The sequence below is a fragment of the Gordonia sp. L191 genome (genome assembly GCF_030077625.1).
In the GTDB taxonomy this organism is placed as follows: domain Bacteria; phylum Actinomycetota; class Actinomycetes; order Mycobacteriales; family Mycobacteriaceae; genus Gordonia; species Gordonia polyisoprenivorans_A.
Map to the genome: position 1 here is coordinate 4,122,149 of NZ_CP125996.1, position 23,150 is coordinate 4,145,298.

The window sequence follows — 23,150 nt, forward strand, 5'->3', positions numbered from 1 at the left end:
GGCGGTCAGAGTGCGACGACCTCGCTGGCCGGGTCGATGAGGACCTTCGCGTGATGTTCGGCCGAGCCGAGTGCGTCGAAAGCCGCTGCGACACCGTCTAGTCCGATAGTGGCGGTGACGAGCGGGGTGACGTCGACGTCACCGCCGGCGATCATCTGCAACGTGTCGTGGAACTCGGCCGGATCGTAACCGAAGACGAACCGCAGCTCGAGTTCCTTGTTGATGCCCATCGCCGGGCGGAAGGCGTCGGATTCCATACAGACCCCGACGACCACGATCCGCGAGCGCAGCGGCGCGCCGGTCATCACGTGCTCGATCATGCCGGGCACACCGACACATTCGAAGACGACCGGCCCCTTCGGGGTGGCCCCGAGTTTGTCGGCGAGATGAAAGACCGAGGCCCACGGCACCACCGGGATTCGGCGCAGCGTGCGCATCCCGTCGAAGGCGGCACCGAACAGATCCGAGGCCCGCGACATGTACCGGCCCTTGTCGACGACGGCGTCCCACGGCGAGTCCACGGTCGGGTCGATGACGACGTCGGCACCGACCTGTCGCGCGAGATCGCGCCGGCCCGCCGAGAGATCGCTGGCGATGACGGTCCGCACCCCGGTGGCCTTGAGCATCAGGATCACAGCCAATCCGATGGGGCCGCAACCGATCACGACGGCGACGTCACGACGGCCAACCTCACCGCGGCGCACCGCGTGATAGGCGACGGCCATCGGTTCGGTCAGGGCCGCCTCATCGAGAGAGACGTTGTCGGGGACCTCCATCGTCATGTCCTCGGACACGATGACAAAGTCGGCGTACGCGCCGGGGGCGTGTTCGGACAGACCCGTCAGGTGCGGATCCGAGCCGTGGCGCACCATCGGCAGCGAGACCACGGCGGTGCCCGGCTCCCATTTCTTGCGGCACTTGGGGCCGTAGGCGACGACCTCGCCGACGAACTCGTGGCCCATGATCACCGATTGTTCGGACCGCATGAACGCGTCATAGCCGACGGCGGCGGCCACGTCGGCGGTCTCGTCACCGTGCAACCGGGCGTGCAGATCCGACCCGCAGATGCCCGCCCGGCGGACCCGCAGCAACACCTCTCCCCGACCCGGCTCGGGTGCACTCACGTCCTGCACACTCAATTGCCCCTGGTGACAGACGACGGCGCGCATCAGGCGAAGATCCTTCCGGAGATCGCGGCGAACTCGGCGTCGGTGACGACCCCGGCGTTGCGCAGTGCGGTCAGCGACACCATGAGTTCCGACCGCGCATCGCCGGCCGGTGCCGGGGGCGCTGGTGCCGCGGCCGGTGCGGGTGCCGGGGGCGCGGGCGCGGGCGCGGGTGCGGCCGGTGCTGCGGCACCCTGGGCAGCCCAACGCTGCTGCTGGCGGCGCTGGACGCGCCCGTGTACCGAACTGGCGACGGCCGCCCGGCCGGCGGTCCTGAGCAGACTCATGTCATTTCCCTTCGGTGGCTTCGAGTGAGTCGGTGGCATCGGGGGTATCGGTGGCGTCGAGGGCATCGAGGAGTTCGTCGACGACGATGGGCCCCTCGGCGACGACGATCCCGCCGTCGGCCTCCCAGCGGCGCACCGGCTCGACGATGGACAGGTCCTCGTAGACGACGACCACGGCCACGCCCCCGGGTCGCAGGGTCTGTGCCGCGGTCGCGACGTCGTCGGCATCGATGAGTCCGGTTGTGGCACCGGTGAAGTCGGGCATTCCGGCCTCGGCGGCATCGATCACCGCAACCGCACCGTCGGCGGCGCGCCGGACGAACTCCACGTCGAGGATTCGGATGCGCCCGGCGTCGGCGAGACCGGCGAGCGAGGTGAATCCGGCGGCCGGAAGCGGAAGCGATTCGAAGGTGACGACGACGTAGTTGAGCGGACCCAGTTCCGCATCGAAGGACATGCGCCCAATCTATACCGGCCCGCATACGCCCGGATGCGGGCTTCGAGGGACCGCGTCAGCCGAAGTAGACGCTGCCGCGCCGCGAGAGCATACGGAACAGCGTCTGCTGGATCTCCTCGCGAACGTGGTCGGTGAGGTCGAAGACCACCATCGGGTCGTCGGCGGAGGAGGCGTCGTAGCTGTCGGTCTCGATGGGCCGACCGAAATGGATGTGCCACTTGGACGGCAGCGGGATCAAGCCCAGCGGGCCGAGCCACGGAAAGGTCGGTGTGATCGGCACGTACGGCAACCCGAGTACGCGTGCGAGCGGCTTGAGGTCGCTGATCATCGGGTAGATCTCCTCGGAACCGACGATGGAGACCGGGACGATCGGCGCGGCGTTGCGCAGCGCCGTGGTGACGAAACCCCCACGGCCGAATCGCTGCAATTTGTAGCGATCCTTGTAGAGCTTGCCGATGCCCTTGTATCCCTCCGGCCACACCGCGGTGAGCTCGCCCTGGCGCAGCAGGCGGTCGGCGTCGGCGGTGCATGCCAGGGTGGCGCCGATGCGGCGTGCCACCTCACTGACGCCCGGCGAATCGAATGCCATGTCGGCGGCCAGGATTCGCAGATAACGGCCGGTCGGGTGATTGTCGCGGACGGCCAGCGAGGTCATGATCGCGTCGATCGGGATCGACCCGGCGTGGTTGGCCACGAGCAACGCCCCGCCGTCGACGGGCAGATTCTCCACCCCGGTGACCTCGACCCGGAACCACTTCTCGTAGACCTGGCGGATCGCGGGGAACCACACCGACTCGGTGAAGTGCGGATCGAAACCGAAATCGTCGACCTCGTAATCCCCGGTCATCCGCTCACGGATGAAACCCGCTGTGGCGGTGAGGGAATCAGCGACGGCGTTGCGGATACCGCCGAGACTGAACAGCGGCGAGGGCCGCACGCGCCCGTGCTCGACGCCGAGACTGTCGTCCACGGCGATCTCGTCGCTGATCGGTGTCACCGACGCGGGCTCCCGACCGAAACCGTCGGTGTTGGGATGACCCGGAATGTCACGACGTGCCGGCTCGGCCGGACGGACCGGGCCCGGCTGCTGACTGGGATGGCGTCCCTTGCCGGCGTCGAGACCGGGCTGCCGCTCGGACGAGGGTGCCGAACTCGCATAGAGCTGAATGACCTTCGCGGTGCGCGTATCAGGTACCGGACCACCCGCCACGCTCTCACCCCACAACCTAGATTTCGACGTGCCCAACGGAAATTGTCTTCACGGTCTTACCCGACAACGATAGCCCTGCCACGGGCGGTGCGTTCGACGCCCGACGAACTGCTGACCACCCATGGTACGCGGGTTGCGAAGGGGTTGCATGTCCTACGCGGACACTCGCCGAGAATCGTGACATCGCTTGTCACACCGGACTTTCCCGTCACATCCATCACCTCCGGCGCGCACCCGACCCGACGGTCACCGCAACTGCAGGGCGGTCCGCACGACGCTGCGTTCGAGTCCGCGCCACCGGTCGGCGCTGATGACCGGGGTGACCCCGCTGCGCGCGATGTAGTCGTCGAGGGTCTCCAGGGTGGTGTAGCGCGGCGCGAATCCCAGTTCCGATCGCATCCGGGTGGTGTCGAGCACCCGCCCGTAGGTGAGGAACTCGGTTTGCGAGCTACGGAGTTTGGCCGACCGGAGATCCTGCAGCACCCCGGTGATCGGTGCGAGCAGACGCCCGGGCACGGGCAGTTCGAGATGCCCGGTGCGCCGCACCGCCTGCGTCAGGGTGACCACGCCGTCGCCGGCGACGTTGAACGTGCCCGGCCGGCTCGCCAGAGTCGCGTGTTCCATCGCCGCGAGCGCATCCTCCTCGTGCAGGAACTGCAGCCGTGGCTGGAACCCGAACACCGTCGGCACCACCGGCAACGAGAGATACGAACTGATCCGGGTGTTGATCCGCGGCCCCAGCATCGCCTGCAGCCGCATGATGGTAACCTCGATGTCCTGGCGCCTGCGCCCGAGTCCGCGGAAGTAGCCCTCGACGTCGAGCAGATCGCGGCCATAGCTACGGGTGGGTTCGCGCTTGGCGGGGATCTCCTCGGAGAAGTGCGACGGATCGCTCGCGCTCGCACCGTAGACCATCGCCGTGGACCGCAGGATCACACGCTTCACCGACGGACTGCGCTGACAGGCCGCGCACACCTGCATGGCGCCGACGACGTTGAACTCCTTGATCGCGGCGGAGTGCGGCGCGGTGTCCATGATCGACGTCGCGGCATGGACAACGGTGTCGACGTCGTAGTTGGCGATGGCCTTGGCGATCGCCGGCCTGCGGATGTCGAGGCGTAGGAACTCCGCGCGACCCATCCGTCGCATCAGGTCCTTGCGCGGCACGCGCGAATCGACGGCGATCACCCGCCGGATCTCGGGGTTGGCGGCGAGCCGGGCCACCAGGTAGCCACCGAGGAAGGTCGAGGCACCGGTGACCAGTACGGTCCGCGGCGTCGGATCGGTCGCGTCGGTCATGGCTTCAGGCTAACCCGAGAGACCAGCAGTCCACCGGGCGAGCAGTGCACCGGGCGAGCGGTTTGCCGTGCACGGTGTCGCGCTGCCCTGGTCGCGGAACGACAAGAACCCGCGCGAGGCGGGTTCTTGTGGTGCGTGGCCGGGCCACACCGGATGCTGCGGCGCCGAAGCCCTCGAGAGGGCCCGGCGATCAGCTCACTTACCGAGTTTGCGACGCTGCACCCGGGTACGACGCAGCAACTTGCGGTGCTTCTTCTTCGACATGCGCTTGCGGCGCTTCTTGATCACTGAACCCATGGGGTGCTTCCTCACTTCACGTGCAATGTTCATCGAGCCCGCAAGTGCTGCGGGACGGTCGCCGTGCGTCGTGACCGCCGTCGTGGTGAATCCCGACGGATATCCGACGCGGACGGGCGAGCCGGTGCGGCGTAGCCGAAGTCCCACCTTACCGGCCGGACCCCGTCAAACCGAAATCACCGGAGTCCGACCATCGCGGCGTGGAGCGGGCCGCACGCCCGAGGGTCTAGCCGGCGTCGAAGTAGGACGTCTCCAGGTAGTCGTGCACAGCCTTGGCGTGCACACGGAACGACCGGCCCACGCGTACGGCAGGCAGCTCACCGTTGTGGACCAGGCGGTAGACGGTCATCTTCGAGACCCGCATCAGCGATGCGACCTCGGCGACGGTCAGGAACTGCGACCCGGAAGCCGCGTTGCCGACCGACGCCGACCTGTCTCCTGGAGTCTCTGCAGGTGCCATGAAATTCTCATACCTCCGGAGCACGCGTCGCGGCCGCCGGCTTCCCCTCCGGCGGACACCAGACACGCACGTGCTTAAAGGAGCTTAGCGTGGCTGATGTGAAAAAAGCGACGTGAGTGGCCAGGAAACTACCTTTTTGCCGTACTCAACCACAACATACTGGGGTTTCTCGAGGAACAACCACTAATCGTGGGGCCGACGGGTCGGCGTGTCAGGACTATGAACCCTCAACGTCAGCTCGACGTCCAGCGCGCGCGCTGGCCTCGGCGGCCGCTTCGGTCGCCTCGTAGAACGCCCCGCGCAACCCCTGCGTCTCCAGGGTGCGCACCGCCGCGGCGGTGGTTCCGCCCGGCGAGGTGACCGCCGCGCGGAGATCCACCGGGGAGAGCCCGGAGTCGCTGAGCAGTACGCCGGCACCGCGGATGGTCTGCACGACCAGGGTCGTGGCCTGTGCGCGAGTCAGGCCCAACGAGACCGCGGAATCGATCATCGCCTCGGCCATCAGGAAGACATAGGCGGGCCCGGACCCGGAAATCGCGGTGACCGCATCCATCTGCTTCTCGGGCACCACCGCGACGCGGCCCACCGACTCGAGGAGCCCGACGACCGCCCGCAGTTGCTCGTCGTCGACGTGGCGTCCGGCCGCGACCGCCGACATGGCCTCATTGACCAGCATCGGGGTGTTGGGCATGACCCGCACGACCGGCGACCCCGCCTGCAACATCTTCTCGTATCGCGCCAGCGGAATGCCCGCGGCGAGCGTCACCGTCACGCGCTCGGACTCCGCGTCGTCGTCGGCGGCGGCGAGTTTGCGCAGCACACCCTCGACGTCGTCCGGCTTGACCGCCAGGAAGACGAACTGCGCCGAACTGACGGCAGTGGTGACGTCATCGGTGACGAGGACCCCGTACTCGTCGGCGATCTCGGTGGCCCGCTCGGGGACACGTTCGACGACGACGAGGTTCTTTGCTTGTTTTCCGGCCGCGATCAGCCCGGCGAGCAGGGCCTCGCCGATCTTGCCGCCGCCGACGATCGCGATGCGCTCGGTCACTGGTGGGGTGTGCCTTTCTCGTTCACAGGTCTGCTGGGGTCGGGTTTGGTGTGTCAGGAGTCTTCAGCACTCAGCCGGCCGGGATCAGGGCGAGCTGGCGCGACTGCGCCACGACCGCACCCGTCGAGTCCACCACGAGGTGGTCCTCCTCGAACATCCCGGGGCCCACCTCCAGGCTCGTCGCGGCGAATCGCAGCCAGCCCGGGGCGGGCTCACGACGGATGTAGGTGGTCAGCTGCACGGTCGGCGCCCAGCCGAACACCGCGAGGTTCATCACGACCGGCGGCGAGATGTCACACACCAGCACCGCGAAGTCCGCGTCGGGTTCGGCGCCCTTGGGACGGCACCAGCCGCGCACCACCGGATCGCCGGTCTGCCCGCGGGCCGCCGGGAAACTGTGCGTGTCGAGAGCGGTGTCGAGCGCCGCTCCGAGATGGATGATGTCGGCCATCGGCGAGTCCCGGATGTGGAGGGCGTCGGCGGCCGGGGTCGGGGCGAGGTCGTCGAGCACGTGCGGAGACGAGTGCCGCGAGGCGCCGGTGTCCGGGCGGGCCAGCGTCACCGACGACGACACCATGGTCCGGCCGTTCTGGGCGAGATCGACGTGCAGCAGGGTCACGGTGCGGCCGCGTTTGCGGACGGTTGCGGTGACCTGCACCGGCGCCGGATCGGGCGCGGCGAGATAGTCGCTGGCGATGGCGACCGGCACGAGGTCGGCCGCGTGCACGGAGGTGTTCGGGCTGCTCGGTGCGAGATCGTCGAAGGCGCGTGAGGCCGCCCGCGCGATGATCATCTGCATGGTCCCGCCGTGCACCTTGGGGCCGATGGTGAACGCCGGATCGATCGAGGTGGTGTAGGTGATCGACGGTTGGTCCGCCGGTGCCGTCGGCGCCGCGACCGGACCGCCCATCACGGTGAGGTCGAGCAATTCGGTCAGCTTCGGGCTCATGTCACCTCCGGCAGTCACCGGGTCCGGCTCGTCTCGCGCTTGAGGTGCTGCCGGGCAAAATCTAGCGAACGCGCGAGCATCGCCTGCCGTTCGGGTTTGGTCCGCGCCGAGGAGGTGGTGACCTCGAGGATCACCGCGCCGGAGAAATCACTGCGGGCGATCCGGTGACACACCTGCGCGCACGGCTGGGTTCCGTCGCCGGGGATCAGATGCTCGTCGGTGGCGGCCCCGGAGCCGTCGGCGAGGTGCAGGTGCGTGAGGTTGGCACCCATCCGCTCGTACAGGGCCACGGCGTCGGTACCCGCGGTCGCGGTGTGCGAGAGGTCGAGGGTGTAGTGGTCGTAGCCGTCGTCGGTGGGGTCGATGGACTTGCCGAACGCCGACACCGCGGGGCCCGGCGTCCCGCCGCGGCGGACGAGGCGGCGCGCGGAGCGTTCGCCCGACCCGAACACGCGGTCGGCGCGCATCGGGAACATGTTCTCGACCGCGACCGAGACGTCCGATTCCGACAGCTCCCCCACCAGATCGTCGAAACCCTCGACATAGGCGCGCTGCCAGCGGAACGGCGGATGCACGACGACGGTGGCGGCACCGAGCGCCTCGGCGGCGTGCGCGGCGCGGGCGAGTTTGCCGAGCGGATCGCGTCCCCACACCCGCTGGGTGATGAGCAGGCACGGAGCGTGGATCGACAGGACCGGCACCTGATAGCGCTCGGAGAGGTGCTCGACGTGCCGGATGTCCTGGCTGACCGGGTCACCCCACACCATCAGCTCGACGCCGTCGAAGCCCAGGTCGGCGGCGTAGGCGAAAGCCGCCTCGGTGTTCTGCGGGTAGACCGACGCCGTGGAGAGTCCGATCGGGATCTCCCCGGCCACCTGCGAGGGACCGAGGGCTTCGCGCGACTCGCTCACGTCGACAACAGCACCAGCGGGCCGATCGTGACGATCAGCCCGACGGCGAGCGCGAGCAAGGTGGTGATCAGATCCGACGTCCGACGCACCAGATGGGTGAACGTGACGATGCCGAAGATCACCAACACCGCGAGCACCAGAGCGAAATACGGGTTCCACTTCCACAGCTCGGTGAAGCCCCAGAACAGACCCACGCCGATCGCCAACCCGGCGACGACCTCGGCGATCACCGCGAGCCACGCCAGCACCGGCTTGCGATCGGCCCACGACTCGCGTCCATCATCCTTGGCGGGCTTGGCTTTTCGTGTCTTGCGCGCCTTCGAGGCGCGATCTCGGGTCTCCGGGTCGGCGGTCTCCTCGGCGACGGCGACGGGTCCACTCTCGGCGGGGTCGGCGTCGGTGGGGTGGGCCGCGGCATGGTCGGCGTCGGCATGATCGTCGAGGACGCTCGCGGCAACGGTCTCGGCAGGCTCGTCGGTGGAGTCGGTGTCGCGGCCTGCCCGGCGGCTCGCGGCGACCAGCCCACCGAGTCCGGCGGCTGCGGCCCCCGTGCCTGCGGCGGGAGCCGAGTCGTGGCGCGCGTCATCGCGGTGCGACTCGGGGTCGCGGTGCGGTTCGGGCTCGTCGTCGGGGTCGAGGACGTTCGCGGCCACGGTCGGAGCGGGCTCGTGATCGGCCCGATCGAACGGCCCGTGCTCGGCACCGAATGATCCGCTGGGCGTGGCCAGATCGGCGCCCTCGACATCGTCGGCGTCGAGGACGTGCACGTCGTCGCCGAGCTCGCTGTCGTCGACGATCGGGATGATGCCGGTGACGGCATCGGCGGCGACGTCATCGGGCTGGTGGGTGATACCCGCGCGGCTCCCGGTGTCGGCGGGCTCGTCGGTGTCGGCGACCTGCGAGGTCGCAGAGCTCGTCGCGGCGGCCGCACCTGCAGCGGCCGCGCTCGTTGCCTCGGCGCCCTGTTTCTTGCCGCGACCGAACCAGCGGCGCTTCTTCTTCGGTTCCTCGTCGGTGTGCTCGACGTCGGCGAACGAGCGATAGGCCTCGAAGTCCTCGTCGAAGACCTCCTCGAACCGGCCGCTGCGGGGCGACGCGTCCTCGGGGGCGGCGGCCGCGTCGGCGTCGGCATCGTCGACGAGCGGGATGATGCCGGTGACCGCGTTCGCGGTGGCCGGGTCGTGGCTGGAGGGATCGGTGCCGGCGGCGTCAGGGCCGGTGTCAGCAGCGGTGACGGTGGCGTCGGATGCAACCGGCTGGTCTCGCAATCGACGCGAGACGTCACCAGAGGTGAAGTCCCGGGTCGGTGGCGGCGCGAAGCTCGGCATGCCACTCGCCGCCCCCGAACTCGCGCCACGGTTCACCCGCGGGGCGGGCTCGGTGACCGGACCGGTCGCCGGCCCACGTGCGGCGAGCGGGCTCTGCGACCGCGGAAACGCGCCCGAGGAGGGCGATGGCGACCAGGGTGCGGTCTCCGGGCCGGTCGGCGCAGGTGCAGGCGCGGCCGGGCTGCTCTGGGCGGGAGCGGCGGCGGTGCTCTGGGCTGGGGCGGCAGGGGTCTCGGAGGTGCCCGGGGTGTCAGAAGCGGCGGGTCCCTCGACCCGTGGGATCTCACCGGTCAGCTCGGACACCGAAACGGCACCGGCACGCCCCGCGCGCCGACGTCCCCGGTCCCGGCGTGCACCGGTGGTCGCGTCCGCCGCGTCGGCGGCCTGCGTCCGGGCGAGCAGCTCCGAGACCGAGATGGGCCGGGAGTCGGTCGCCCCGTCGGGGTCGCCGCCACCGGGGTTGCGGCCGCCGGGCTCGTTGCCTCCGGGTGTGTTCGCCATCGAAGTGCGCTCTCCGTCCTTACCAATCTCGCCGCGCCGCCGGAGGTGGCGGTACGGCGACTCGCGTCGCTCGCGTGTCAGTGGACGTCGCGTGCACCGATGCCTGATGCCGCCGGATCCGAGGTATCGGCCGGCTCCGCATCGAGGCGACGAAGGATGACCCCCTCCCGCAACGCCCACGGGCAGATTTCCAGTGTATCGACCCCGAGTCCGCGCATTGCCGCCTCGGCCACAAGTGCCCCGGCGACGAGCTGTCCGGCCCGATCGGCACTGACGCCCTCGAGTTCGGCCCGGTCGTCACGGGTCATGCGCGAGATGAAGGCGATGAGCTGCCGCAGCCCACCGGCGGTGAGGGTCCGCTTGACGCGCGGCCCGGCCCCCGACGGCGCGGCGCCGGTCAGGCGGGCCAGGCTGCGGAAGGTCTTCGATGTGCCGACCGCGATGTCCGGCCTGCCCGGTCCGAGGAGTTCCTTGGCGGCCGGCCGCATCTCGGCGTCGAGCCAGTCACGCAGGACACCGACGCGACGCCGGTCCGGCGGATCGTCGGGCAGCCAGTCGCGGGTGACGCGGCCGGCGCCCAGTGGCAGCGACAGCGCGACGTCGGGTTCCTCATCGACGCCGTTCGACATCTCCAGCGAACCCCCACCGATGTCGAGCGCGAGGATGCGTCCGGCGCTCCAGCCGTACCAGCGGCGCACGGCCAGCGACGTCAGCCGGGCCTCGTCACGACCGGTGAGAACCTCCACCTGGACGCCGGTCTTGGCCGCGACCCGCGCGAGGACGCCGTCGGAGTTGGTGGCGTCGCGGACCGCGGAGGTCGCGAACGCCATCATCTGTTCGCAGCCGGAGCTCTTGGCGATGAGGGTGAACTCCTCGATCGAATCGACGAGCCGTTCGGCGGCACCGTCGGTGAGACGCCCGTCGGCGTCGATGTGCTCGGCGAGGCGCAATACCGCCTTCGTCGAACTCATCGGGGTCGGATGTCCTCCGCGGTGGGCATCGACCACCAGCAGATGAACTGTGTTGCTGCCCACGTCGAGGACTCCTAAACGCACGGATACACGGTAGTGCGTCGCGGGTTCGGTTGTCTGCGGCGGGTCGCTGTGGTGCGGCGATCGGGCGGTGGCGGTTACCGTTGGCGTGTGCCCAAGCCCAGCGCAGCCCCGCGGATGACGCCCACTCCCGAGGTCGATCTCGACTTCCCCCGGGAATGGTACGAATTCGCCGATCCGGCCGATCCCGAACACGTCATCAACGCCGACCTCACCTGGCTGTGTTCGCACTGGACGTGCGTATTCGGCACGCCCGCCTGCCAGGGAATCGTCGACGGCCGCGAGACCGACGGATGCTGCACGCACGGCGCTTACCTGTCGGACAAGGACGACCGCAAACGGCTGGCCAAGGGTGTGGCGATGCTGACCGCCGACGACTGGCAGTTCCACAAGAAGGGGTCGGGTAAGGACCCGCTCGGCCCGCGCGGGTATCTCGTCGAGGACGAACTCGACGACGAGCCCGCCCTGAAGACCCGCCAACACAAGGGCGCGTGCATCTTCTTGAACCGTCCGGACTTCGAGCGGGGGCCCGGCTGTGCGCTGCACGCAATGGCACTGCGTCGCGGTCTCGAACCGCTGATCGTGAAACCCGATGTGTGCTGGCAACTTCCGGTGCGTCGTGAGCAGGATTGGGTGGAGCGGCCCGACGGCACCCAGATCCTCAAGACCACCATCACCGAATACGACCGCCGCGGCTGGGGCGAGGGCGGCCACGACCTGAAGTGGTACTGCTCGGGGTCCCCCGACGCCCACGTCGGGGCCACCCAGGTGTGGCAGTCCTACGAGCCCGAACTCGTCGAGCTGATCGGCCGCCCCGCCTACGAGGCGCTCGCCGATGCGTGCCGACGCCGAAACGGACTCGGGCTCATCGCGATCCATCCGGCGACCCGGGCCGCGACGAGCCGTCGCGACACCGACATCAAGTACGAGCTGCTCGACACCGATGCCGACGCCGCGGGCTGATCACGGCTCGAACTTGTAGCCCAATCCACGCACCGTCACAAGGTGTTTCGGCGAGGCCGGATCGGGCTCGATCTTCGAGCGCAGCCGCTTGACGTGGACGTCGAGGGTCTTGGTGTCCCCGACGTAGTCCGCACCCCACACGCGGTCGATCAACTGCCCGCGGGTGAGCACTCGCCCGGAGTTGCGGAGTAGATATTCGAGGAGATCGAACTCCTTGAGCGGCAACGTGATCGACTCCCCGTTGACCGCGACGGTATGGCGTTCGACATCCATGCGGACCGGTCCGGATTCGAGAACCGCCAAGGCGAGATCGTCGTCGCCGACATCTCCCCCGCGACGCAGGACCGCCCGGATGCGCGCGATGAGCTCACGCGCCGAATACGGTTTGGTGACATAGTCGTCGGCACCGAGTTCGAGCCCGACGACCTTGTCGATCTCGCTGTCGCGGGCGGTCACCATGATCACCGGCACGCTCGACCGGGCCCGCAGCGACTTGCAGATCTCGGTCCCCGACACCCCGGGAAGCATGAGGTCGAGTAGGACGATGTCGGGGCTGATGCGCTCGAACACCGAGATGGCCTGTGCACCATCGTTGACGACGCTCGCCTCGAACCCCTCCTTGCGCAGGAGGAAGGCCAACGGATCGGCCAACGACTCCTCGTCCTCGACGATCAGTACATGCGTCACTCGTGAAACTCCTTATTTCTCAGACATTCTCGTAGTTGCGGTGCTCACGTGACTTCATCGTCCTCCTTCGAAGAGGTCACGCGATCTGGGAATCGGCTCGGCGGGACTCCTTCTCGGATTCCTCGGACGCGTGCGCATTCTCGGCGTCGAGGTCCTGGGGAATCGAGAGGGTGAACGTCGACCCGGTTCCGGGTTGACTCCACAGGTTGATAGTGCCGTCGTGGGTGGCCGCAACGTGTTTGACGATCGCCAGGCCCAGACCGGTGCCGCCGGTCAGGCGTGAGCGCGCCTTGTCGACACGGAAGAAACGTTCGAAGACGCGCTGCTGATCGGACGGGTTGATGCCGATACCGCGATCGGTGACCGCGATCGACACCATCGGCACGCCCGCCGACGTCGTGACCCGTCGGCTCACCGAGACGGTCGTGTTCTCCGGCGAGTAGGCGATGGCGTTGACGATCAGGTTGCTCAACGCGGTCAACAGCAGCATCCGATCGCCGCGCACCCAGGTGTGGATGGGTTCGTCGGCACGCAGGACGATGTTGGCGGCCTCGGCGCTCACCGCGGCCCCGTCGATGGCGGAGTCGATGAGTTCGTCGACGTCGACGGCCGCGAAGTGCGGCTTCTCACCGCCCTCGAGTCGCGACAGCGCGATCAGTTCGGACACCATGTTGCCCATCCGGGTGGCCTCGGCGACGACGCGGTGGCCGAAGTGCTCGACGGATTCGGCGTCGTCGGCGGACTCGATCAGCGCCTCGGCCAGCAGACCGATCGCGCCGACCGGGGTCTTGAGCTCGTGGGATACGTTGGCGACGAAGTCACGGCGGGTGGCCTCCACCCGCAGGTTCTCGGTGTCGTCGGTGCCGTAGATCATCGCGTAGCGCTCATCACCGTGATAGCCGAGCCGGGCCAGACAGCGCACCGATTCGGCGCTGCGCTTGGTGGCGCGTCCGGTGGAGAGGAATCCCAGCGTGGAGGTCGGCGGGACGAAGTCGAACCGCGTCTGCTCGCCCGTCTCGAGGACGGTCAGCGATTGCTCCCACACCGGTTCGGCCAGCAGATGCTCGGACACGAGCCCGAGCTCGACGGCCCGATGGTTGTAGAGCACCACGTCGCGGAACTCGTCGACGACGGCGACGGCGACCTCGGAGTTGCGGACGATGAGGCTGAGCAGCCCGGCCTTGGTCATCTGTCCGTCCGGGGTGACCACGGGGAGATCGGATTCCCGCAAGGCCGCCGAGTCCGGGACCTCGCGCGGGCGGTCGGCGACGACGGGTGCGCCGCTGGGGATCACGTCGGCGTCGGAGTGGACGGATGCGGGCTGGACGGATTCGGGTGGCTCGGGCGCGGCAGCGCGGGTGAGTCTCCGAAACCACCGACCTCGTACGTCGCCACGACCGAGCTCGTACCCGAGCAACAACGCGAGCACAACTGCCACGATGGCCCCGGCAATGAATGCAGCGGTCACACTGGCAGCTTACGGTCCCGGAAACTCCGCGAACATTCCCGACGGCACAATTCGACTTCCGTTCACGCGGTGTTCCACCGAAACGTGACCTGAGGCACCGAAATGGCCGAGAAAAGACCCCCGACCGGGATTGCCGCGGCGCAGCCGATGCTCACCGGCGCGTGGTCGGGGTGGCGCAGGCGGATTCTCACTGCGGAACGGGGACCGCCATATCGGCGTATTCCGGGTGACGATCGATGAAGCGCCGCACATACGAACACACCGGCACGACCTGCTTTCCGGCTTTGCGGATGTCGTCGAGAACCGCTTGCACGAGCTGTCCGGCATATCCGCGACCGGAGTACGCATCCGGGATGACGGTATGGGTCAACACCACCTGGTACGGCTCGGAGACGTAATCGACATATCCCACGGTGATCTCGTCACCGTCGGAGTCGGTGGTCAGGATTGCTTCGTATCGCTCGCGCGCAGCCGAATGAGCAATGCGCAGGTGCCCCGGATCTGCCATGCACCCAATGTAGCGCCTGTCACACAAGCGTCGCCATGACGATTGTGTTACAGATCACAACACGCGGCTATTTCTGTCCCTGCGCCGCGACCGCTGCGGCTCCCGCCGCGGCGGCCTCAGGGTCCAGGTAGGTACCCCCGGGATTGAGTGGCTTGAGGTTCTCGTCGAGGTCGTAACGCAGCGGATTGCCCGTCGGGATGTTGAGACCGGCGATGTCGGCGTCGGAGATCCCGTCGAGGTACTTGACCAGCGCGCGCAGCGAATTACCGTGCGCCGCAATGAGAACGGTCTTGCCGGCGGTGATGTCGGCGGCGATGGTCTCGGTGAAATACGGGATCAGCCGATCGACGACGTCCTTGAGGCATTCGGTCAGCGGCACCTCGGCGAGGTCGGCGTACCGCGGATCATGGGTCTGGCTGTACGCGGCGTCGGGGTCGATCGGCGGCGGCGGGGTGTCGTAGCTGCGGCGCCAGAGCATGAACTGCTCCTTGCCGTACTTCTCGAGGGTGTCGGCTTTGTTCAGGCCCTGCAGAGCACCGTAGTGACGCTCGTTGAGACGCCAGTCGCGCACCACCGGAATCCAATGCCGATCGGCGGTGTCCAACGCGATCTGCGCGGTCGCAATCGCCCGGCGCAGCAGTGAGGTGTAGAGGACGTCGGGCAGCAGATCATGGTCGACGAGGAGCTCGCCGGCGTGCTTCGCCTCGGCCTCGCCCTTGTCGGTGAGCGCGACGTCGACCCAGCCGGTGAACTGGTTGGACGCGTTCCACTCGCTCTCGCCGTGCCGCATCAGGATCAGGGTGCCGTTGCTCATGGTCGATAGTTTGTCACACCGGTCGGGTGGGTTCAGCGCTTGCTCGGCCGCATTGCGTCGAGGCCGTCGACGGCCCAGATCGTCAGATAAGCCAGCCCGAAGAACAGGGCGACGGCCACCGCGACACCGGTCGATTCGACGTGGGAGAACGGCGAACCCACCCATCCCAGGGTCGAGCGGACGACGTATCCGGGCCGGGTCAGCAGATCCCAGGAGTTCCAGCGCTGGAACCGCCCGATCACGACGCCGATCGCGCAGAGTCCGACCGAGCACACCACCGCCAGCCAGCCGAAGATCGGGCCGAACTCCCGACCGAGGCGGCGGTGCACCAGCAGCAACGACACCACTCCGAGGATGATGCCGGTCCACGCCGCGAAGCCGTACTGCAGGATGTGCCGCCACAGGTCATAGCCCTCGCGCAGATGCACGAGGTCGGTGACGAGGTAGGGCGCGTTGGGCAGGAACGCCAGCCACCCGACACCGAGCGGGATCAGCCACACGCGCCGCCGGACGACGGCGAATCCGACCGCGAAGATCATCGGAATCCAGGCAAGAAACAGATTCCACACCAGAAACCGCGTCGGATAGTAGAGCGGCGTCGCCGGGTCGGTAACGCCGAGACCGACGGTCAGGGCGGTCGTGGCGATCAGCGACGCGGCGAGCACGAGGTGGCGGATGGGGATCACCGCAGCGATTGTGCCCGATGACCGGCCGGTCGCCTACTTACGCAAGTCCTTTCGGAGGATCTTGCCCGACGCCGACTTCGGGATGGCGTCGATGAACTCGACGGCGCGGACCTTCTTGTGCGGCGCGACCTTGGCGGCGACGAACTCGATCACCTCGTTCTCGTCGAGGTCGGCATCGGGCTGGGTGACCACGAACGCCTTCGGGATCTCCTCACCGTCGGCGTCGTTGACCCCGATCACCGCGGTGTCGGCGATCTTCGGATGCGTCAACAACAACGCCTCCAACTCCGCCGGCGGCACCTGATAACCCTTGTACTTGATCAGCTCCTTGAGCCGATCGACGATGTACACACACCCGGTCGGGTCGACCTGCGCCATGTCACCGGTGTGCAGATAACCCTCGGCATCGATCGTGTCGGCGGTGGCCTGCTCGTTGTTGAGATACCCCAGCATCACGTTGGGGCCCTTCACCCACAGCTCACCGGGTTCGGACAATCCTTCGGCAGGGAGCTCGATCTCCTTGCCGGTCCCCGGGTCGACGATCTTGTTCTCGGTGTTCGGGATCGCCCACCCCGTCGACGACAACGGCGGCTCCTCCACACCCAACGCCGCAGTCGTGTCGATCGGGATGAGGTGACTGACCGGCGAGAGCTCACTCATGCCGTAGCCCTGCAACATGTGCAGATCCAAACGCTTGGCCACCGCCTTGCCCAACTCGTCATCGAGCGGAGCCGCCCCCGACATCATCACCGTCAGCGACGACAGATCGTAGTTGTCGACGATCGGGTGCTTGGCCAACGCCACGGCGACCGGCGGCGCGATATAAGCGCTGGTCACCCGATACTTCTGAATGTTCTCGAGAAACTCGACGAGATCGAAGCGCGGCATGATGACCAGACGACCACGGTTGTACAACGCCGCATTCAGCAACACCGTCATCCCGTAGATGTGGAAGAACGGCAGCACCGCAATCACCACATCATCGGGCGTCATCCCCTGCAACGGCTTGATCTGCGCCACGTTGGCCACCAGGTTGCGATGGCTCAGCGCAACACCTTTCGGATTCCCAGTGGTGCCCGAACTGTAAGGCAACGCCGCGACGTGGGTCGCCGGATCGAAGGTGACCTCGGGGGCAGCCAGATTCGGTGCGAGCAGATCGGCGGCGTTGGGATGGCCCGTCGCGTCCTGCCCGTCGCCGTCGAGGACGATCACGTTCTCGCCGGGAATACCGACCTCGGTCGCCGCCGCGAGCGCCTGCTCAGCCATCGGAGAGATCGTGACCAGCATCTTCGCACCCGAATCCCGAAGCTGCTTCGCGATCTCGGTCGCGGTGAACAACGCATTGATCGTCGTCGCGGTACCACCGGCGCGCAGGATGCCGTGGAAGACGGTGGCGAACGCGGGGATGTTCGGTGACAGCACACCCACGACGTCACCGACCGCGATACCGCGCGCCGCGAGCGCCCCCGCCGCCGCATTGATCTGACCGATCAGCTGGCCGTACGTGGTCTCCGCACCGGACTTCGGATCAACCAGCGCCACCCGCTCCAGATCGGCGTCAGCAATCGACCCGAACAGAAACTCGTAGAGGCTCACATCGGGGATCTCGACATCGGGAAAAGGACTCGCGAAGCTCATAGCACCTCCGTTGGACAGGATGATCAGCGCAATCGTATCAACAGTCATTGCCACGTTGTGACGCAGACCTCGGTCCGGCATGTCGCTTTCGCCGAAGCTGGAACAGATCCCGAAAGATGTTTCTGATAACGTCTGTTTCCACATTTGAATCACTCCGTGAATCGAGGCGTCATGCAGCGTGAATCAGCCATCCGTAAGACGGTCGCGGTGGCGGCGGCAGCCGCGATCATCGCCGGTGCCGGCATGGCATCGGCGGACCCCAACATCCAGACCCCCGGCGTGGATGACGGCGTGCCGAACTGCGCGGTGCTCAACGCGCGCGCCGCCGCCGGCTACATCGGCACCGGCGCGCCACAACCCTCTCGCCCGATGGACGAGAACTTCGCCCATCCGCCTCGCGACTGGTGCAACACCGATGTCGGCTACAGTCGCTTGTCGTTCGGCCCGAAAGGCGCCACGTTCTCCGTCCCACCGACGGTGCAAGGCCTGTTCCCGTACAACAACGCCGAACTCCTCGCCAAACCCGTCTTCGAGCCGGGCCAGACGATGACGATGAGAGTGACCGGCACACAACAGATCCTGACGTGGAACGGCACCACCGGTTGGGGGATCTCGAATCGCTCCATCGATCCGCTGGGCCTTGAGGTCGCGTGGTTCATGTGGAACGGTTCGGCCGGATTCATGGGCCAGGCCAGCCAGCTTCTCACCACGCCGCTGTTCCACGCGTTCGCGCAGGACATGCCGCGCGGCTTCTTCATGATGGTCAAGAAGGCCGGAACCCTGCTCCCGCAGATCGTCCTCCTCGACCCGAAACTACTTGCCAATCCGCATGATTACTCGATCAAGCTGGACAAGGAGTATGTGAACTTCTTCGTCGACGGACACAATGTCGGTACGTTCCGGGATGCACCGATCGGTACGTGGCACGACATCTCCGGTGGCCCGGTCCCCCTCCTCGGCCAAATGTGGCTCGACTCGAGCTATTGGTTCCCGCTGCCGATCCCGGAGTTCAACGGACGTTGGCAGTCGGTCGACCTCGCCCGATACCGCCAGGGCCCCAGCGCCACCACACCACTGACCTTCTGACGCTTCTCCCGCCCGGCGGTCGCCCCACTCCGGTGGTCGAGGTTGGTCGAGGCGCCGAGGAGCGCCAGCGACGAGCCTCGAGACCCCTTGTGCTGAAACGATTCCGGTCCACCGTGGCCCGAATCCAGTGCTGGCGCTGTTGGTCTCGAGGCTCGCCGCACGCGGCTCGCACCTCGACCAGCGATCTGAGATGCTCCACCCTACCCGGTGGTCGTCCCATCCCGATGGTCGAGGTGCCGAGGAGCGCTAGCGACGAGCCTCGAGACCTCTTGTGCTGACGGGATTCCGGGCCACGGACGCTCGAACACCTCGACCATCGGGTGGGGATTTCGCTATGGAGTTCTCAAACAACAGATGCGGTCCCGGCCGGCCGGGTGCGGGGATTCAGGGTGTGGGGCGGGGTAGGTCAGGCTGCGGCGTCGTCGAGTCGCATGGTTCTGCGGTGGTAGGACGGTACGGGTTGTCGTTTCGGGTCGATGCTGGCGGGTGGGATGAGCCAGGGGTGTCGGTCGTATCCGATGATGATGTCCCAGCCGTGGTGGTGGACATCGTCGTGGCAGCTGGTGCAGAGGAGGCAGCCGTTGTCGAGGTCGGTGGGACCACCGTCGGCCCAGTGGTGCACGTGGTGTGCTTGGCAGCGGCCGGCGTGGGCGCCGCATTTGATGCACCCGCGATCGCGGACGAGTAAGGCTTTGCGTTGGCCGGGTGTGAAGAAGCGTTTCTCTTGACCAACACTGAGCGGTACACCGTTGGGGTCGAGCATGATCTTGGTGATCGTGGTGTCGCACGACAACAGTTTCGCGGTCGCTTCGGTGATCGGACCCATGTTCTGCAGGTCCCTACCGAGGGCCGGGTTGTCGGCCGGCCACGTCCACAACAACCCGTTGGTGGGTTTCGCCGAGAAGGTGGTGTCGGCCAAGCCTTGTGCCGCGAGTTCGACGATCGTCTCGAACGCGGCGGCACAGATCTGTTCGGGCGTCCGCGGATAGGGTGACCCATCCGGCTGAGGCTTGGGCGCCGACAGGGTTTCCATCAGGGTGCGGGTCTTTTCCCCGGCGATGATGTCGAGGTTCGCCGAGATTTCCAGCCGGCCGTCGTCGGTGATGCGGTCGGTGTAGGAGTTGATTCTCTTGTCCTCGGCGGCCGGTAGCCCGCCAGGTGTGTCGGCCGCCAACTCGTTACCCAGCTGCCGCGCGTAGAGGTTGATCTCGGCGGGGGTGAAGCCGGCGAAGTAGTGGGACAGCAGTTTCCGGAGATATTCACACCGGTGGACGGTGTCGAGAGGTTCGGGGGAGCGGGTGTCGATGTGGGCCAGTCCGCGCACGATGGCGTCGGTGTGTTCGGAGGAGATGGCCCCGTCGGCGGCATGCGCCAACAACAGATCGATATCGCTGGTGGCCGAGATTCGCACGTACCGACCTGCGACCGAGGGCGCGAAGCCCATGCTGATCAACAGTTCTCGGAGTCGGGTGGTTTTGTGGTCGGCCACGCCCAGTCGGTCCAGTTCGCCGGTGAGGGTGGTGGCGTGGTGATCGACCAGATTGCGGAGCAGGAGGACTTGTTTCATCGCACCGAAGGCTTGGGGTCCGGTCATGTCCGGGTTCCATTGCAGGTCGCTGAGTTGGGTGACGATGGTGGCGAAGACCGCTTCGGCGTCAACATCTTTGACGTCAAGAATTGTGGTGGTGTCGATCATGGGCCCCTCCCCGGTGGCTGATCGGTGTGATGGGTCGAGTCTACCTCGCCAGGGTGTTCGATGCAAGGGGTGTTTTGGTGAATTCTGGTTGTGGACAACGTGTTTCGGCGCCGATTTTCTGTCGGTGGGGTGTGGTAGGGAGTCCGGGTTTCGTTTGTCTTGCTGTCGATGTGGTTGGGAGGCTTGTTGTCTCGCCGGGTCTCGAGGCTCGCCGCACGCGGCTCGCACCTCGACCATCGGGGAAGGGGGGTTCGCGACGGTCGGGTAGGGGGTTGCTCGACGATCGAGGGGAAGAGTTCTCGACCATCGAGGGGAAGGGGTGCTCGGCCCTCGGAAGTAATGCGTTCGCGGCTCCACTGTGCGGACGCGGATGGTGCAGCGGGGGCGTCTACGAGTTCGGCTAGCGTTTGGCTCATTGGGGAGCGGATGTGGTTGGGAGGCTGGTTATCTCGCCAGGTCTCGAGGCTCGCCGCACGTGGCTCGCACCTCGACCACCGGAGGGACCTCGACAAGCAGGGATCGGGCGGAACGCTCAGCTACCGGAGGCGTCGTCGATGACCGAGGTTTCGCCGGGAACGTACCTGTCCGGCAACGGTTCTCCTGGTTCGGGCAACGAGTCCTTGTCGATGAGGTGCTCGAAGGCGAGTAGGTTGCGCAGCGATTCGCCGCGCGAGACGCGCCACGCCCATTCGCGCCGGATCGAGGTGGCGAAGCCGATTTCGAGCAGTGTGTTGAAGTCGCCATCGGCGGCCTCGAGTACTTGGCCGAGAACACGATCCACCTCGTCGGCGGTGAGCGCATCTCCGGAGATCCGGCCGATCAGGTAGATGTCGCCGATGTTGTCGATCGTGTACGCCACGCCGTAGAGCCGGCGATTACGTTTGAGGAGAAACTTGAAGACTCCTTCGTGGTTCTCGTCGGGGTGGCGGCAGACGAAGGCCTCCACCCGCACGCCGTAGGTGCCGGCGGTCAGGAGGACCGTCGTCTTGAGCTTGCGCTCCCCCGGCAGCTCGAGCACGAGGTGCTCGGCCTGGGCTGCGCCGGAACTCTTACGGGTGAACGGGATCTCCCGTTCGGAGAGCACCTTTTCGAGCAGTTCGATGTGGTCGGTGTGACTCATCGTCTTCCTTCCGCTTCGACGGTTGTGGCCACGAGAATCTCTCGAGACACCATCACTCAGAGGGGCATTCGCGCACGGCGGCGGCGCCAGCGACGCGTCGCACGTACCAGAGGGGTCACCCCGACGGCCGGGACACGGTTACCCGCAAAGGAATCCATCGCTCGCACATAGCTCGCCAACAGGGCATCGGTGGTGTGCTCCCACGAGAATTGTTCGGCGTGCTCGCGTGCGCGGCGTCCCATCGCGGCCAGCTGATCGGAACTGCTGAGCATCTTCTCCAGCGCGGTCGTCCAGTCCCCGATCTGATGCCCGTCCACGAGCATCCCCGACCTGCCGTCGGCCACGGCCACCCCGAGTCCGCCGACATCGGCAGCCAACACCGGTACACCACACGCCTGCGCCTCGATGGCGACAAGGCCGAAGCTTTCCGAATAGCTGGGCACCGCAACGAGATCCGACGACCGATAGACCTGTGCCAGCCTCGACGCGGGTTGCGGCGGCAAGAATGTCACGGCGTCGGAGATGCCCAGTTCTGCAGCCAGATCGATCAGTGCGGTCGGTCGGTCGAGCCCACTACCCGACGGTCCGCCGACGATCAGCACGTGTACCGGCCGACGACCGGTTGCCCGGTTCCGCTCGATCAGTGGTGCCGCGGCGGCGAGCAAGACGTCGGGAGCCTTGAGCGGCTGGATACGCCCGACGAATGTCACAATGCTCGACTCGGCGGGCAGCCCGAGTTCCGCGCGCGCATCGGAGCGCGAACCCGGTGTGTAGCAGTCGAGATCGGCACCGGGCGTCACGATGTCGACACGGCCGGGGTCGGCGTCGTACATGGTGATCAGCTCATTGCGTTCGGTGTCGGTGTTGGCCACGAGCCGATCGGCCTCCGCGACCACCTGCTGCTCGCCGATCACCCGCAGCCGCGGTTCGGCCGCATCCCCCTTGGCCAGCGAGGCGTTCTTCACCGCGGCCAGCGTGTGCGCGGTGTGCACCAACGGCACGCCCCACCGCTCCCGGGCGAGCCAGCCCACCTGCCCCGACAACCAGTAGTGCGAATGGATCAGGTCGTAGTAGCCGGGCCGCTGCATCGCCTCGGCGCGCAACACACCTGCGGTGAACGCGCACAACTGGGCCGGCAGATCCCGCTTGTCGAGCCCCTCGAACGGTCCCGCCACGATGTGTCGCACGGTGATCCCGTCGGCGGCCGCAACCGTCGGGGCATCCGCCGAGGAGGTCGCCCGCGTGAAGATCTCGACCTTCACCCCACGCCGGGCCAGACGTTGCGCCGTCTGCCAGACGTAGACATTCATCCCGCCCGCGTCGCCGGTACCGGGCTGCGCCAACGGCGAGGTGTGCACCGAGATCAACGCGATGCGCCGGGGCCGTGACGAACTCATCTCTTCAGCTTAGAGAAGCACACGGCAATGGTTCGGGTCAGCGCCCCGGTCGGGACGGCCCCGACCGCCCACCATGTTTCACCCGCATGCCCCAGACCTCTCGACTCGGACATTGACAC

23 protein-coding genes are annotated in these 23,150 nt (G+C 67.1%); 2 read left to right on the plus strand and 21 right to left on the minus strand.

All coding sequences use genetic code 11. The features are described 5' to 3' along the window. Positions 1-5: 5 nt before the first annotated feature. From QNM97_RS18625 to QNM97_RS18680, 12 genes are all read right to left on the minus strand, one after another. Positions 6-1,169, minus strand: coding sequence for a zinc-binding dehydrogenase (locus QNM97_RS18625; RefSeq protein ID WP_283819779.1), 1,164 nt, complete (start codon positions 1,167-1,169; stop codon positions 6-8). Continuing rightward, positions 1,169-1,453 carry a hypothetical protein gene (locus tag QNM97_RS18630; protein ID WP_283819780.1) on the minus strand — a complete coding sequence of 95 codons (285 nt, stop codon included), beginning with the start codon at positions 1,451-1,453 and terminating at the stop codon, positions 1,169-1,171. The genes QNM97_RS18625 and QNM97_RS18630 overlap by 1 nt, the downstream gene beginning before the upstream one ends. Position 1,454: 1 nt before the next feature. After that, complete coding sequence (locus QNM97_RS18635; RefSeq protein WP_283819781.1) at positions 1,455-1,910, minus strand: DUF6325 family protein; 456 nt, start codon at positions 1,908-1,910, stop codon at positions 1,455-1,457. A 55-nt stretch (positions 1,911-1,965) separates the two neighbouring features. Continuing rightward, a complete protein-coding gene (locus QNM97_RS18640; RefSeq protein WP_283819782.1) occupies positions 1,966-3,120 on the minus strand; it encodes a lysophospholipid acyltransferase family protein in 1,155 nt (384 codons plus the stop codon). A gap of 246 nt (positions 3,121-3,366) precedes the next feature. After that, positions 3,367-4,419 (minus strand): NAD-dependent epimerase/dehydratase family protein, encoded by a 1,053-nt coding sequence (locus QNM97_RS18645; protein ID WP_283819783.1) that lies wholly within the window; start codon positions 4,417-4,419, stop codon positions 3,367-3,369. A 195-nt stretch (positions 4,420-4,614) separates the two neighbouring features. Further along, positions 4,615-4,716, minus strand: a complete 102-nt coding sequence (locus QNM97_RS18650; RefSeq protein WP_003402602.1) for a 30S ribosomal protein bS22 — start codon at positions 4,714-4,716, stop codon at positions 4,615-4,617. A gap of 226 nt (positions 4,717-4,942) precedes the next feature. Further along, on the minus strand, positions 4,943-5,176 hold the full coding sequence (locus QNM97_RS18655; protein ID WP_006372728.1) for a helix-turn-helix domain-containing protein: 234 nt from the start codon (positions 5,174-5,176) through the stop codon (positions 4,943-4,945). A 217-nt stretch (positions 5,177-5,393) separates the two neighbouring features. Continuing rightward, complete coding sequence (gene proC / locus QNM97_RS18660; protein WP_283819784.1) at positions 5,394-6,227, minus strand: pyrroline-5-carboxylate reductase; 834 nt, start codon at positions 6,225-6,227, stop codon at positions 5,394-5,396. 70 nt (positions 6,228-6,297) lie between these two features. Then, positions 6,298-7,176 carry a thioesterase family protein gene (locus QNM97_RS18665; RefSeq protein WP_283819785.1) on the minus strand — a complete coding sequence of 293 codons (879 nt, stop codon included), beginning with the start codon at positions 7,174-7,176 and terminating at the stop codon, positions 6,298-6,300. Between the two features lie 14 nt (positions 7,177-7,190). Then, positions 7,191-8,087 carry a sugar phosphate isomerase/epimerase family protein gene (locus QNM97_RS18670; protein WP_283819786.1) on the minus strand — a complete coding sequence of 299 codons (897 nt, stop codon included), beginning with the start codon at positions 8,085-8,087 and terminating at the stop codon, positions 7,191-7,193. Further along, positions 8,084-9,916, minus strand: a complete 1,833-nt coding sequence (locus QNM97_RS18675; protein ID WP_283819787.1) for a DoxX family protein — start codon at positions 9,914-9,916, stop codon at positions 8,084-8,086. The genes QNM97_RS18670 and QNM97_RS18675 overlap by 4 nt, the downstream gene beginning before the upstream one ends. A gap of 77 nt (positions 9,917-9,993) precedes the next feature. Continuing rightward, positions 9,994-10,971 (minus strand): Ppx/GppA family phosphatase, encoded by a 978-nt coding sequence (locus tag QNM97_RS18680; RefSeq protein WP_283819788.1) that lies wholly within the window; start codon positions 10,969-10,971, stop codon positions 9,994-9,996. Between the two features lie 114 nt (positions 10,972-11,085). Between QNM97_RS18680 and QNM97_RS18685 the strand changes: the two genes are divergently transcribed. Further along, positions 11,086-11,931 (plus strand): DUF3109 family protein, encoded by an 846-nt coding sequence (locus tag QNM97_RS18685; protein ID WP_283823248.1) that lies wholly within the window; start codon positions 11,086-11,088, stop codon positions 11,929-11,931. Here the strand turns inward: QNM97_RS18685 and QNM97_RS18690 are convergent, their stop codons facing one another. From QNM97_RS18690 to QNM97_RS18715, 6 genes are all read right to left on the minus strand, one after another. After that, positions 11,932-12,618 (minus strand): winged helix-turn-helix domain-containing protein, encoded by a 687-nt coding sequence (locus QNM97_RS18690; protein WP_006372735.1) that lies wholly within the window; start codon positions 12,616-12,618, stop codon positions 11,932-11,934. Between the two features lie 76 nt (positions 12,619-12,694). Beyond that, a complete protein-coding gene (locus QNM97_RS18695) occupies positions 12,695-14,086 on the minus strand; it encodes a sensor histidine kinase (RefSeq protein ID WP_283819789.1) in 1,392 nt (463 codons plus the stop codon). A gap of 187 nt (positions 14,087-14,273) precedes the next feature. Then, positions 14,274-14,594 carry a GNAT family N-acetyltransferase gene (locus QNM97_RS18700; RefSeq protein ID WP_208794408.1) on the minus strand — a complete coding sequence of 107 codons (321 nt, stop codon included), beginning with the start codon at positions 14,592-14,594 and terminating at the stop codon, positions 14,274-14,276. A 67-nt stretch (positions 14,595-14,661) separates the two neighbouring features. Beyond that, positions 14,662-15,408 (minus strand): phosphoglyceromutase, encoded by a 747-nt coding sequence (locus tag QNM97_RS18705; protein WP_208794406.1) that lies wholly within the window; start codon positions 15,406-15,408, stop codon positions 14,662-14,664. Positions 15,409-15,440: 32 nt separating this feature from the next. Then, a complete protein-coding gene (locus QNM97_RS18710) occupies positions 15,441-16,094 on the minus strand; it encodes a DUF1361 domain-containing protein (protein ID WP_208794404.1) in 654 nt (217 codons plus the stop codon). Positions 16,095-16,127: 33 nt separating this feature from the next. Continuing rightward, a complete protein-coding gene (locus tag QNM97_RS18715; protein WP_283823249.1) occupies positions 16,128-17,732 on the minus strand; it encodes an AMP-binding protein in 1,605 nt (534 codons plus the stop codon). Positions 17,733-17,903: 171 nt separating this feature from the next. Here QNM97_RS18715 and QNM97_RS18720 point away from each other — a divergent pair, with 171 nt between their 5' ends. Beyond that, entirely contained in the window at positions 17,904-18,818 is a 915-nt protein-coding gene (locus QNM97_RS18720) for a hypothetical protein (RefSeq protein ID WP_283819790.1), read from the plus strand. Between the two features lie 406 nt (positions 18,819-19,224). Here the strand turns inward: QNM97_RS18720 and QNM97_RS18725 are convergent, their stop codons facing one another. The 3 genes from QNM97_RS18725 to mshA all read right to left on the minus strand — a co-directional run bounded on the left by QNM97_RS18725 (position 19,225) and on the right by mshA (position 23,031). Continuing rightward, entirely contained in the window at positions 19,225-20,514 is a 1,290-nt protein-coding gene (locus tag QNM97_RS18725) for an HNH endonuclease (protein ID WP_283819791.1), read from the minus strand. Between the two features lie 532 nt (positions 20,515-21,046). Further along, positions 21,047-21,634 (minus strand): type III secretion system chaperone family protein, encoded by a 588-nt coding sequence (locus tag QNM97_RS18730; protein ID WP_283819792.1) that lies wholly within the window; start codon positions 21,632-21,634, stop codon positions 21,047-21,049. 56 nt (positions 21,635-21,690) lie between these two features. Further along, a complete protein-coding gene (gene mshA / locus QNM97_RS18735) occupies positions 21,691-23,031 on the minus strand; it encodes a D-inositol-3-phosphate glycosyltransferase (protein ID WP_283819793.1) in 1,341 nt (446 codons plus the stop codon). Positions 23,032-23,150 lie beyond the last annotated feature (119 nt).

Excerpts from the sequence above, each read along its gene's own strand:
- QNM97_RS18625 (WP_283819779.1), bottom strand. The coding sequence starts at position 1,169 with ATGCGCGCCGTCGTCTGTCACCAGGGGCAATTGAGTGTGCAGGACGTG.
- QNM97_RS18630 (WP_283819780.1), bottom strand. The coding sequence starts at position 1,453 with ATGAGTCTGCTCAGGACCGCCGGCCGGGCGGCCGTCGCCAGTTCGGTA.
- QNM97_RS18635 (WP_283819781.1), bottom strand. The coding sequence starts at position 1,910 with ATGTCCTTCGATGCGGAACTGGGTCCGCTCAACTACGTCGTCGTCACC.
- QNM97_RS18645 (WP_283819783.1), bottom strand. The coding sequence starts at position 4,419 with ATGACCGACGCGACCGATCCGACGCCGCGGACCGTACTGGTCACCGGT.
- QNM97_RS18650 (WP_003402602.1), bottom strand. The coding sequence starts at position 4,716 with ATGGGTTCAGTGATCAAGAAGCGCCGCAAGCGCATGTCGAAGAAGAAG.
- QNM97_RS18655 (WP_006372728.1), bottom strand. The coding sequence starts at position 5,176 with ATGGCACCTGCAGAGACTCCAGGAGACAGGTCGGCGTCGGTCGGCAAC.
- QNM97_RS18665 (WP_283819785.1), bottom strand. The coding sequence starts at position 7,176 with ATGAGCCCGAAGCTGACCGAATTGCTCGACCTCACCGTGATGGGCGGT.
- QNM97_RS18675 (WP_283819787.1), bottom strand. The coding sequence starts at position 9,916 with ATGGCGAACACACCCGGAGGCAACGAGCCCGGCGGCCGCAACCCCGGT.
- QNM97_RS18685 (WP_283823248.1), top strand. The coding sequence starts at position 11,086 with ATGACGCCCACTCCCGAGGTCGATCTCGACTTCCCCCGGGAATGGTAC.
- QNM97_RS18700 (WP_208794408.1), bottom strand. The coding sequence starts at position 14,594 with ATGGCAGATCCGGGGCACCTGCGCATTGCTCATTCGGCTGCGCGCGAG.
- QNM97_RS18705 (WP_208794406.1), bottom strand. The coding sequence starts at position 15,408 with ATGAGCAACGGCACCCTGATCCTGATGCGGCACGGCGAGAGCGAGTGG.
- QNM97_RS18715 (WP_283823249.1), bottom strand. The coding sequence starts at position 17,732 with ATGAGCTTCGCGAGTCCTTTTCCCGATGTCGAGATCCCCGATGTGAGC.
- QNM97_RS18720 (WP_283819790.1), top strand. The coding sequence starts at position 17,904 with ATGCAGCGTGAATCAGCCATCCGTAAGACGGTCGCGGTGGCGGCGGCA.
- QNM97_RS18725 (WP_283819791.1), bottom strand. The coding sequence starts at position 20,514 with ATGATCGACACCACCACAATTCTTGACGTCAAAGATGTTGACGCCGAA.
- QNM97_RS18730 (WP_283819792.1), bottom strand. The coding sequence starts at position 21,634 with ATGAGTCACACCGACCACATCGAACTGCTCGAAAAGGTGCTCTCCGAA.
- mshA (WP_283819793.1), bottom strand. The coding sequence starts at position 23,031 with ATGAGTTCGTCACGGCCCCGGCGCATCGCGTTGATCTCGGTGCACACC.